Source organism: Streptomyces sp. NPDC051020, assembly GCF_040683105.1.
GTDB lineage: Bacteria > Actinomycetota > Actinomycetes > Streptomycetales > Streptomycetaceae > Streptomyces.
In genome coordinates this window covers 91996-100833 of sequence record NZ_JBFBCG010000023.1, presented here as the reverse complement: position 1 = coordinate 100833, position 8838 = coordinate 91996, and the positions used below count along the sequence as shown (strand labels likewise).

The window sequence follows — 8838 nt, the reverse complement described above, 5'->3', positions numbered from 1 at the left end:
TCGCCCGCCCACCGCCTGGGTTGCCCCCGGCGCGGTAGGGGGGGGTTTTTCGAAAGTAGCGTCGTCCGCCCGTAGGGCGGGCCAGGCGGGACTTTCGAAACACGCCCTAGCCGCTTGGGAGCGCCCGCCTCTCCCGATCGCCATCGCTCGACCGGACGCCAACAGCCCCTCGCTGACCGCGCGGAGAGGTCCCGGCGCCGATTCCGATCCGCTCCGCTAGGGTCCAGCCTCATGTCCGCACAGACTGCTGATCACCGTTCGATCATCGACGCCATCACCACCAACGCCGCCCGTTCCACTCTGCCGTACCAGCAAGCCCATCGCGGAACGGACTTCGGGACGGCGTTCTGGTTCAACGACCTCGTCGACAAGCAGGGTGACACGGAGACCGTCCGGCAGTATCTGGTGACAGCCCGCGCGTTGACCCGGTACGACCTCGCCGAGGTGCGGCTGCGGCCCGAGCTGTCGACGTCGGCCATGAGCGCCAACGCCCTCGCGATGCGCGCGTTCGAGGACGAGTGGATCCCGCTCGGTGAGTCAGGCGTCGCGGTGATGCCCGCCGCCCCGCTGCACGCGCACGCCCGGCGCAAGCGGTGGGAGTGGGCGACCGACGAGATCACCGACGGGCTGGCGGCGACGGCGGAGGACGTCGCCGGTATCGGCGGCAAGCCGGTTCCCGCGTATGTCCTGGGGCATGATGTCGGGCCGGACCGGACCGACCGGCCGCAGGCCGTCGTCGTGGGGAACGTCGTACGGGACGCGGACGACGGGCAGGTCCGCTTCGACTGCACCGTTCCCGTGGGATGTGTCGGGGCGCCCGTCTTCGTCGGCATCCACCTCGACGACCAGCGGTTCAAGCTGGTCTGTCTCGGCGTCGTCCTGCCGAGTGGCGGCTCGGGGCATCCGGTCGCCACGTTCGACCGGATCCGGTCCGCCGTACGGGAACTGCCCGAGCCGTCGGCCGCCTCGGTTTCTGACGACCCGGCACCTGCTTCCAAGAAGTGGTGGCGGCGCGCGAGGTGACGGCCCGTATCCACCGCCGTACTGTGTGACGCAGCGCGTTGGGCGATCGGGAGAACGGTCATGGGCAAGCCACTGAAGACGTTTGTCGGCGGCACCGAAGTCGACGTGCCCAACAGCATTCCGGACATCCGGGCCACGCTGCCCGAGGAGAGACGCGAGGAGTTCGACCGCGCCATCAATGGGGCCGGAGTGCAGGAGATCCAGGCCGTGATGCGGCACTGGATGCTGGAGGCCGTGCCCGATCCCGAGGCCGAGCGGATCCTGGACCGGCTGGCGCGGGACGAGGCCGAGAGGCGGAGCGTCGCTTGAGCTTCCGAATTTCCTACGCTCCGCCCGCCGACGACACCCTGGCCAAGATGCGGGAAGGCGACACCTTCCGGGACGAGATGGCACGCACCCTGGGGAGCGACCCGTACGGGCACGGGTCGTCCGCCGTCAAGAGTGAGCACGACCGACGTGAGGCCACGGTCGCCGGGGCCATCGTGCTCTATTACGTCTCCGGGTCCGTCCTCACCGTCACCGTGGTGCGGCTGGTACCGCTTCCCTGAGTTCCGCCGCTCAGGCGAGCTTTGCGAGCTGTGCGTCGACCACCGCGGTCGGCAGTTCGAAGTCCTGGCCCGTGCCGGAAGCGGCCAGGTTGAGAGCGCTGAACAACGCGACCGTGGCGCCCTGGCGTGCGACGATCAGCTTGAGCGGGGCCTTCTCGCCGTCCTGTTCCACCGTCAGCGTCCAGGCGGCGGCCTCCTCGCCGCCCGAGATCTTCTCCTCCTTGATCGTGACGACCTTCTGCTTCGTCCCGCCCGCGGCGAGGGTGAAGCCGCCGGAGCACGCGGTCGCCGCGGTGCGCAGGCTTTCGACAGCGTCCTGGGCGCCCTTGCCGTCGTACGAGGCGAGGGACGTCAGCGTCGTCGTGATGTCGAAGGCGGCGGTGAAGGTCTCGCCCGCGTCCGCGCTGTCCAGCTTGTCCTTCTGGCCCTTCTTGGGCTCGCTGATCACCTTGCGCCGGTTGACCGCCGCGGGCGTACCGAGCTCGGCGCCCATCAGCGCGTCGGCGAGAGGCTCACAGGCCTCCTTGTCCGCAGTGGCGTCGGAGGCCGAGACGACATCGGCCTTGCCCGTATCGGCGACCTTGTGCCCCTTGACGTCACCCTGGACCAGCGCGACCTTGTCCAGCTCCGCGGCGGTCAGCGCCTTGACGGCAGGGTGGGCCGCGGCGCTCTCCTTGCCCTTGCCGTCGGCGCCCTTGCTGCCGGAGTCGGAGTCTCCGCCACAAGCGGTGGCAAGCAGGGTCAGGGACATCGCGCAGGCGGCGGCAACGGCGGTACGGCGTAGAGCAGCAGGTCTCATGTCCCAAACCCTATGAGCGGGCCATGGTTTGACGATCAACCAATGAGGTCACCGCACGTGATCGTGATTGCGTTGTGATCATCCCGTGAAGGGACTCTCTCGCCTGCCGAGCCGAGCGGGAGCGGGCGCTCCGGGGCGCCCCGGTCTCTGTGCACGGCGGTGATGCGGGCGGGCCACCACCACGCTCTCCGGCAGCGGCGACGGCACGGTTGAGTGCGGGGGGGCGGCGCCGGCGGAGCCGTCGGGTACGGCACCGGTGCAGGACGTTGGCGAGGGAGGTCAGTTGGGGGGCTGCCGAGTCAGATGCGTGAACGCATCCAGGTTCCGCGTGGACTCACCGCGCGACACCCGCCACGCGTACTCCTTGCGGATCGCGCTCGCGAAGCCCAGCTCCAGCAACGTGTTGAAGGAGCCGTCGGCCGCTTCGAGGACCGTGCCGAGCAGCCGGTCCAGTTCCTCCGGCGTGACCACGGAGAGCGGCAGCCGGCCGACGAGGTAGATGTCGCCGAGCCGGTCGATCGCGTAACTCACACCGAAGAGGCGGAGGTTGCGCTCCAGCAGCCAGCGGTGGACCGCCGCGTCGTTCTCGTCCGGGTGGCGGATGACGAAGGCGTTGAGGGAGAGCGAGTGCTTGCCGACGATGAGCGAGCAGGTGGTGGACAGCTTGCGGGTACCGGGAAGCTTCACCACGTAGGTACCGCGGTCGGGGCTCTCCCACTCGAGCCCGGCTTCCTTCAGCGTCGCCTCGATGACCTGCGCTGTTGCCGCTTCGGCGGATACGTCAGCCATGGGGTGAGCGTACGTGAGGTGTGGTGCGGGCGTCCGTCGCCCCGGCGCGGGTGCGCGTCGGCCGTGGTGGGCGCGTACGTCAGACGTGGTGGCCGCGGACGCGACGGCGGTGTTCGTGCATCGCCGCGGTGTACACGTCCGCGGTCGCGGACGCGGCCGTGTCCCAGCCGAAGCCCTGCGCATGCGCGGCCGCCGCCCCACCCATCCGGGCGACGAGCTCCGGCGACTCGCCGAACCGGGCCAGCGCCTGTGCGTACGCCTCCGGGTCGTGCCCGGGGATCAGGAAACCGCTCGCCCCGTCCCGTACCGCCACCGGCAGCCCACCCACGGCCGCCGCGACGACGGGGGTGCCCGCCGCCTGCGCCTCGATGGCGACCAGGCCGAAGGACTCGCTGTACGAGGGCATGACCAGCACGGACGCCGCCCGGAACCAGTCGGCGAGCTGGTCCTGGCCGACCGGCGGGTGGAACCGTACGACATCGGCGATCCCCAGCCGCGCCGCCAGCTTCTGCAGGCCCTCCGGCTTGGCGAGCCCGCTGCCGCTGGGGCCGCCGACCACCGGAACGACAATGCGGGAACGGAGCGAGGGGTTCCGGTCCAGCAGCACGGCCACCGCGCGCAGCAGCACATCGGGAGCCTTCAGCGGCTGGATGCGGCCCGCGAAGAGCGGTATGAGGGCGTCCTGGGGCAGTCCGAGGCGGGCCCGGGCGGCGGCCCGCCCGTCGGCGGGGCGGAAGCGGTCGAGGTTGACCCCGGGGTGCACGACGGCGACCGCTGCCGGATCGGCCTCGTAGAAGCGGACGAGCTCGTCCGCCTCCTCCGCGGTGTTCGCGATCAGCCGGTTCGCGGCATTGACGATCTGTGTCTCACCGATGACCCGGGCGGCCGGCTCGGGGGTGTCGCCCTCGGCGAGCGCGGCGTTCTTCACCTTGGCCATGGTGTGCATGGCGTGGACGAGGGGAACGCCCCAGCGCTGCGCGGCGAGCCAGCCGACATGGCCGGAGAGCCAGTAGTGGGAGTGGACCAGGTCGTAGTAGCCGGGCCGCTGGCCGGCCCAGGCCTGCATCACGCCGTGCGTGAAGGCGCAGAGCTGGGCGGGCAGGTCCTCCTTGGCCAGACCTTCGTACGGTCCCGCGTCGACATGCCGGACCAGGACACCGGGCGACATCTCGACCGCCGGGGGCAGTGCACCGGTGGTGGCCCGGGTGAAGATCTCCACCTCGATGCCGATCGCGGCGAGCCGCTTGGCCAGCTCCACGATGTAGACGTTCATGCCGCCCGCGTCGCCCGTGCCCGGCTGGTGCAGCGGGGACGTGTGGACGGAGAGCATCGCGACGCGGCGGGGTTTGCGGTGGCTGCCGGGAAAGGTGGCGGGGAACCTGAGGCGCGGCGCCATACGGCTGCTGCCGAGCCGAGAGACGTACTGGCTCACGTCGTCCGGTCCTCCTCGCTCAGGGCACGACACCGAAGGGACACGGAGCCCCATCGAAAGGCTGGAACAGCGGAATACGCCCTTTCATTTCCGCTTTACCAAATCATTACGCTCGATCACGGCGCGTCACGATGCCTACCCGGACGCGACGGCCCTGCAGGTCGCCGTCCCAGGGATCGTTAGGCTCGCTGACATGCGCCCCATCGGCACCGCGACCCGCGGAACCACCAACCCGAACCGGCTCCGCCGCATGGACCGCTGGATCGCCGCCACGCACGGTCCGGCCCTGCGCCGCTCCGACGCACCCGTCGCCGTCGACCTCGGGTACGGGGCCGCGCCCTGGACCGCCGTGGAGCTGCTGCACCGTCTGCGCACCGCCGAACCGCGCACGGCGGTCGTCGGCATCGAGATCGACCCGGAGCGGGTCGCGGCGGCGAAACCGTACGAGGAAGAGGGGCTCACCTTCGTCCACGGCGGCTTCGAGATCCCGCTGGCCGGCCGCCCCGCCCTCATCCGGGCGGCGAACGTACTGCGCCAGTACGACGAGGGTGAGGTCGCCGCGGTCTGGCAGCGGCTCTGCGCCCGGCTCGCGCCCGACGGGCTGCTGGTGGAAGGCACCTGTGACGAGATCGGGCGCCGCCATGTATGGGTGGCGCTCGGCCCGGAGGGCCCGCGCACGGTCACGTTCGCGACCCGCCTCGGCTCCCTGGACCGCCCCTCCGATCTCGCGGAACGACTCCCCAAGGCGCTGATCCACCGCAATGTGCCGGGCGAACCGGTCCACGCGTTCCTGCGCGACTTCGACCGGGCGTGGGCCGCCGCGGCGCCGTACGCCTCGCTGGGCGCGCGGCAGCGCTGGATCACCGCGGTGCGTTCGCTTTCCGGCGACTGGCCGCTGACGGACGGGGTACGGCGGTGGCGGCAGGGTGAAGTCACGGTGAAATGGGCGGCTCTGCGGCCCGAACCCGGCCGTTTCTGAGCGAGAGTGATTCGAGGGACACCCGGGAACGGGGACGGGGCGTCGTTCGTCCCAGACGAGGGGGAGCGATCCCGCGCATCGGCATGACCCGTGTGACCCGAGTGCCCGTCAGGACAGGAGCTGTCTGCCTCTGTTGCTTTTAGGTACGGCATGGCACGATCTCGACGTCGCAAAAACGTTACTGACGGTAAATCAGATCCGTTCGGAGGGGGAGCTCGTGAACCGACGCCACTGTGCCGCTGCCGCGATCACTCTGGTCTGCACGCTGACCGTACTGACCGCGCCGACCCAGGCATTCGCGGCGCCCGCACCGCCCTCCCCCACCGCCTCTTCCAAAGCGCCGAAGAAGAGCCTCGAAGAGGTGCGCAAGGAGATAGACGCCCTCTACCGCAAGGCCGGGGCGGCCACCGATGCGTACAACCTCGCCGACGAGCAGGCCAAGAAGCAGTCCGGCGAGATCGTCGAACTGGCGAAGGCGATCGTCGACGGACAGGCGAAGATCGCCGACCTCAAGAGCAAAGCGGGCGCCCAGGCCCGCGAGCAGTACCGGACCGGCGGGCTGCCGCCGGGCGCGCAACTGATGCTCAGCGACGACCCGCAGATGTTCATGGACGGCATCAACCGGGTCTGGCAGGGCCAGCAGGCAGCCAAGGGAGTCCTCGGTGAAATGACCAGGACTCAGGCGGACTTGGAGATGTACACCAAGGACGCGAGCACCAACTGGAAGAAGCTCGAAGCCAACCGGATCAAACAGGCCAAGGCCAAGAAGCAGATCAACGCGCAGATCGCCGCCGCGAAGAAGCTGGAATCACAGCTGGAGAAGGAGGAGCGGGCCCGTCTCCTCGAGCTGGAGCAGGAGGCGGAGTACCGGGCACAGACCGCCTGGCTCGGCTCCGGCGCCCTCAAGGAGATCAACCGCGAGGCGAGCGAGCGCGGCAAGAAGGCCGTGGCCTTCGCGACGTCGCAGATCGGCAAGCCATACGAGTGGGGGGCCGAAGGCCCGGGATCGTACGACTGCTCCGGGCTGACGTCCCAGGCGTGGGCGGCGGCGGGACGGCCGATCCCGCGCACCTCGCAGGAACAGTGGCGGCAGCTCCCGCACATCGCGATCAAGGACATGCGCCCCGGCGACCTGATCATCTACCACGGTGACGCCAGCCATGTGGGGATGTACATCGGCGACGGCGCAATCGTGCACGCACCGCGCCCGGGCCGGAATGTCACGCTGGCGGGCGCGGGCTCGATGGAGATCCTCGGGGTCGTCCGCCCGGACAAGTGAAGGCCCCCGCACCAGCCACCCGCGTCCAGTGACCCGGACCACGCGGCCGCACCCGGTGACCGGGACCACGCGCGCGCCGTGAGCCACGCCACCCCCCGGCCCCACCGCGGGGTGATGTTTGTCATGACTCCCCACCCGGTCCCGGGCGGGCACATCGCGCCGGATCCGTGACAAGACGCGGCTTATGGCTCCGCATATGCCAGGGGTCGGTTGCCGTTCGCCATTCCGTTCGTTTGTCCGGTACCGCTATCGTCCCGGTCTGGCGGGTCGTCGATCGTCGTTCCGCCGCGCCCTCGGGGGGAGGGAAGGAAACCGAACCGATGCCCGTACCCGTACCGCAGCAGCACACCATTCCCGCTGTGGAAACCACCCACGTCGCCGACCTCACCCTCCTGGTGATCGAGGACGACCCGGCGGGCACCTTCACCGTCCCCGAGCTCCCGGCCGCGGCCGGCACCCGGGTACGCATCCGCACCGCCCGCAATCTGACCGAGGCGGGCCGCCTCCTCACGGACGACGTCGACTGCATCCTGCTGGACCTGGCTCTGCCGCCCAGCAGCGAGACACGCGCCGGCGAGGGCGCCGAGGGGCCCGCCGGGCTCGCCACTCTCACGCACGTCCTGCGCATCGCACCGCGCCACGCCGTCCTCGCGCTCACCGCGGAGGACGACACCGAGCTGGCCGCCGAGGCGGTGCGTGTCGGCGCCCAGGACTATCTCCTGCGCGGCGAACTCGACGGACGGCTGCTCACCCGCGCCATCCGCTACGCCGTCGAACGCAAGCGCGCCGACGTGGCGCAGCACCAGCTCACCGAGTCGACGCTGCGCGCCCAGGAGAACGCCCGACTGGAACGCGGACTGCTGCCCACCCCTCTGCTACAGGGCTCCGACCTCCGCTTCGCCGCGCGCTACCGGCCGGGACGCAGCCGCGCGCTGCTCGGCGGGGACTTCTACGACACGGTGCGGACGCCCGACGGCACCGTCCACGCGATGATCGGCGACGTCTGCGGCCACGGCCCGGACGAGGCGGCGCTCGGCGTCGAACTGCGCATAGCGTGGCGGGCATTGACGCTCGCCGGGCTCTGCGGGGACGAGCTGCTCTCCACGCTCCAGCAGGTCCTGGAGCACGAGCGGGAGAGCGAGGAGATCTTCGCGACGCTCTGCACCGTCGACATCACCCCCGACGGGCGCCACGCAGGTCTCTGCCTGGCGGGCCACCCCGCGCCGCTGATCGCCCGCTACGGACGGGCGGCACAGCTGCTCCCGTACGAGAACGGCGGCCCGGCCCTGGGGCTGCTGCCGCGTGCCCGCTGGCCGCGCAGGCAGGTCGAACTCGGTGGCTCCTGGAGCCTGATGATGTACACGGACGGTCTGATCGAAGGCCGCGTCGGGGCGAACGAGACGCAGCGGCTCGGCCAGGACGGCATGGTCGCGATGATCAACCGTCAACTGGAGGAGGGGCTCACCGGAGAGGCACTGCTGGAAGCCGCCGTGACCGAGGTCCGGGAGCTGAACGGCGGCGAACTGACCGACGACGTGGCGGTCCTGCTGCTCGACCGCGACCGGAGCGGCCACCGGGTCCACAGCCGGAGCACGCCACTCCCCCGCCCGCGACCCGGATCGACGCCGTCACCTGCGAACGCTCAGCGCCCGCCGTTGTAGGGCCCGTACGGCCCGTCGCTGCTGGAACCGCCGCGTCGGCCACCGCCGCCGGAGACCGCCTTGAGCGCGGGCCGTACGTCGACCATGAAGACGATCGATGCGACCGCGCCCGCGAGCTGCAGGAACAGCATCGGCACGAAGAGGTTCACGGCAACGGCGATGCCGAGAATGATCACCCAGAAGGACTTCTTCTGCTTGTCCGCGGCACGGTAGGCGTCCTCGCGGGCCGTCGCGGCCAGGAGCAGTGCGACCACGGCCAGGACGAGCATGATCATGTAGAGCAGCCAGACGAGCGTGCTGAATCCTGTGAGCAACATGGTGTGCACCG

At 70.5% G+C, this 8838-nt stretch carries 10 protein-coding genes; 6 read left to right on the top strand and 4 right to left on the bottom strand.

What is annotated here, in order from left to right:
- Positions 1-231 precede the first annotated feature (231 nt).
- From AB0N06_RS15370 to AB0N06_RS15360, 3 genes are read left to right on the top strand one after another with little or no spacing between them, the layout of a single operon-like run.
- The gene (locus AB0N06_RS15370; RefSeq protein ID WP_366135170.1) at positions 232-1023 is read left to right on the top strand and encodes a hypothetical protein; all 792 of its coding nucleotides are present in this window, start codon (positions 232-234) and stop codon (positions 1021-1023) included.
- Between the two features lie 60 nt (positions 1024-1083).
- Positions 1084-1332, top strand: coding sequence for a hypothetical protein (locus AB0N06_RS15365; protein ID WP_366135169.1), 249 nt, complete (start codon positions 1084-1086; stop codon positions 1330-1332).
- Entirely contained in the window at positions 1329-1571 is a 243-nt protein-coding gene (locus AB0N06_RS15360; RefSeq protein ID WP_266983174.1) for a hypothetical protein, read from the top strand. The genes AB0N06_RS15365 and AB0N06_RS15360 overlap by 4 nt, the downstream gene beginning before the upstream one ends.
- Before the next feature lie 10 nt (positions 1572-1581).
- Here AB0N06_RS15360 and AB0N06_RS15355 read toward each other — a convergent pair whose 3' ends face one another.
- The 3 genes from AB0N06_RS15355 to mshA form a co-directional block, all read right to left on the bottom strand.
- Positions 1582-2370: a hypothetical protein gene (locus AB0N06_RS15355; RefSeq protein ID WP_366135168.1), complete on the bottom strand. Its 789-nt coding sequence runs from the start codon at positions 2368-2370 to the stop codon at positions 1582-1584.
- Positions 2371-2649: 279 nt separating this feature from the next.
- Complete coding sequence (locus tag AB0N06_RS15350) at positions 2650-3159, bottom strand: YbjN domain-containing protein (protein ID WP_366135167.1); 510 nt, start codon at positions 3157-3159, stop codon at positions 2650-2652.
- Positions 3160-3238: 79 nt separating this feature from the next.
- The gene (gene mshA, locus AB0N06_RS15345; RefSeq protein WP_366135166.1) at positions 3239-4591 is read right to left on the bottom strand and encodes a D-inositol-3-phosphate glycosyltransferase; all 1353 of its coding nucleotides are present in this window, start codon (positions 4589-4591) and stop codon (positions 3239-3241) included.
- A gap of 193 nt (positions 4592-4784) precedes the next feature.
- On the opposite strand from mshA, the gene AB0N06_RS15340 reads away from it, so the two are divergent.
- From AB0N06_RS15340 to AB0N06_RS15330, 3 genes are all read left to right on the top strand, one after another.
- Positions 4785-5570 carry a class I SAM-dependent methyltransferase gene (locus AB0N06_RS15340; RefSeq protein WP_366135164.1) on the top strand — a complete coding sequence of 262 codons (786 nt, stop codon included), beginning with the start codon at positions 4785-4787 and terminating at the stop codon, positions 5568-5570.
- 217 nt (positions 5571-5787) lie between these two features.
- On the top strand, positions 5788-6849 hold the full coding sequence (locus AB0N06_RS15335; RefSeq protein WP_366135163.1) for an NlpC/P60 family protein: 1062 nt from the start codon (positions 5788-5790) through the stop codon (positions 6847-6849).
- Positions 6850-7169: 320 nt separating this feature from the next.
- Positions 7170-8510 (top strand): fused response regulator/phosphatase, encoded by a 1341-nt coding sequence (locus AB0N06_RS15330; protein WP_366135162.1) that lies wholly within the window; start codon positions 7170-7172, stop codon positions 8508-8510.
- On the opposite strand, the gene AB0N06_RS15325 is transcribed toward AB0N06_RS15330, so the two are convergent.
- Positions 8492-8827 (bottom strand): DUF2516 family protein, encoded by a 336-nt coding sequence (locus AB0N06_RS15325; protein WP_366135161.1) that lies wholly within the window; start codon positions 8825-8827, stop codon positions 8492-8494. The two genes, AB0N06_RS15330 and AB0N06_RS15325, sit on opposite strands and share 19 nt — an antisense overlap.
- Between the last annotated feature and the right edge of the window lie 11 nt (positions 8828-8838).

What these genes read in the sequence shown, in the direction of transcription:
- AB0N06_RS15370 (WP_366135170.1), top strand. Translation starts at nt 232, where the DNA reads ATGTCCGCACAGACTGCTGATCACCGTTCGATCATCGACGCCATCACC.
- AB0N06_RS15355 (WP_366135168.1), bottom strand. Translation starts at nt 2,370, where the DNA reads ATGAGACCTGCTGCTCTACGCCGTACCGCCGTTGCCGCCGCCTGCGCG.
- AB0N06_RS15330 (WP_366135162.1), top strand. Translation starts at nt 7,170, where the DNA reads ATGCCCGTACCCGTACCGCAGCAGCACACCATTCCCGCTGTGGAAACC.
- AB0N06_RS15365 (WP_366135169.1), top strand. Translation starts at nt 1,084, where the DNA reads ATGGGCAAGCCACTGAAGACGTTTGTCGGCGGCACCGAAGTCGACGTG.
- AB0N06_RS15350 (WP_366135167.1), bottom strand. Translation starts at nt 3,159, where the DNA reads ATGGCTGACGTATCCGCCGAAGCGGCAACAGCGCAGGTCATCGAGGCG.
- AB0N06_RS15325 (WP_366135161.1), bottom strand. Translation starts at nt 8,827, where the DNA reads ATGTTGCTCACAGGATTCAGCACGCTCGTCTGGCTGCTCTACATGATC.
- AB0N06_RS15340 (WP_366135164.1), top strand. Translation starts at nt 4,785, where the DNA reads ATGCGCCCCATCGGCACCGCGACCCGCGGAACCACCAACCCGAACCGG.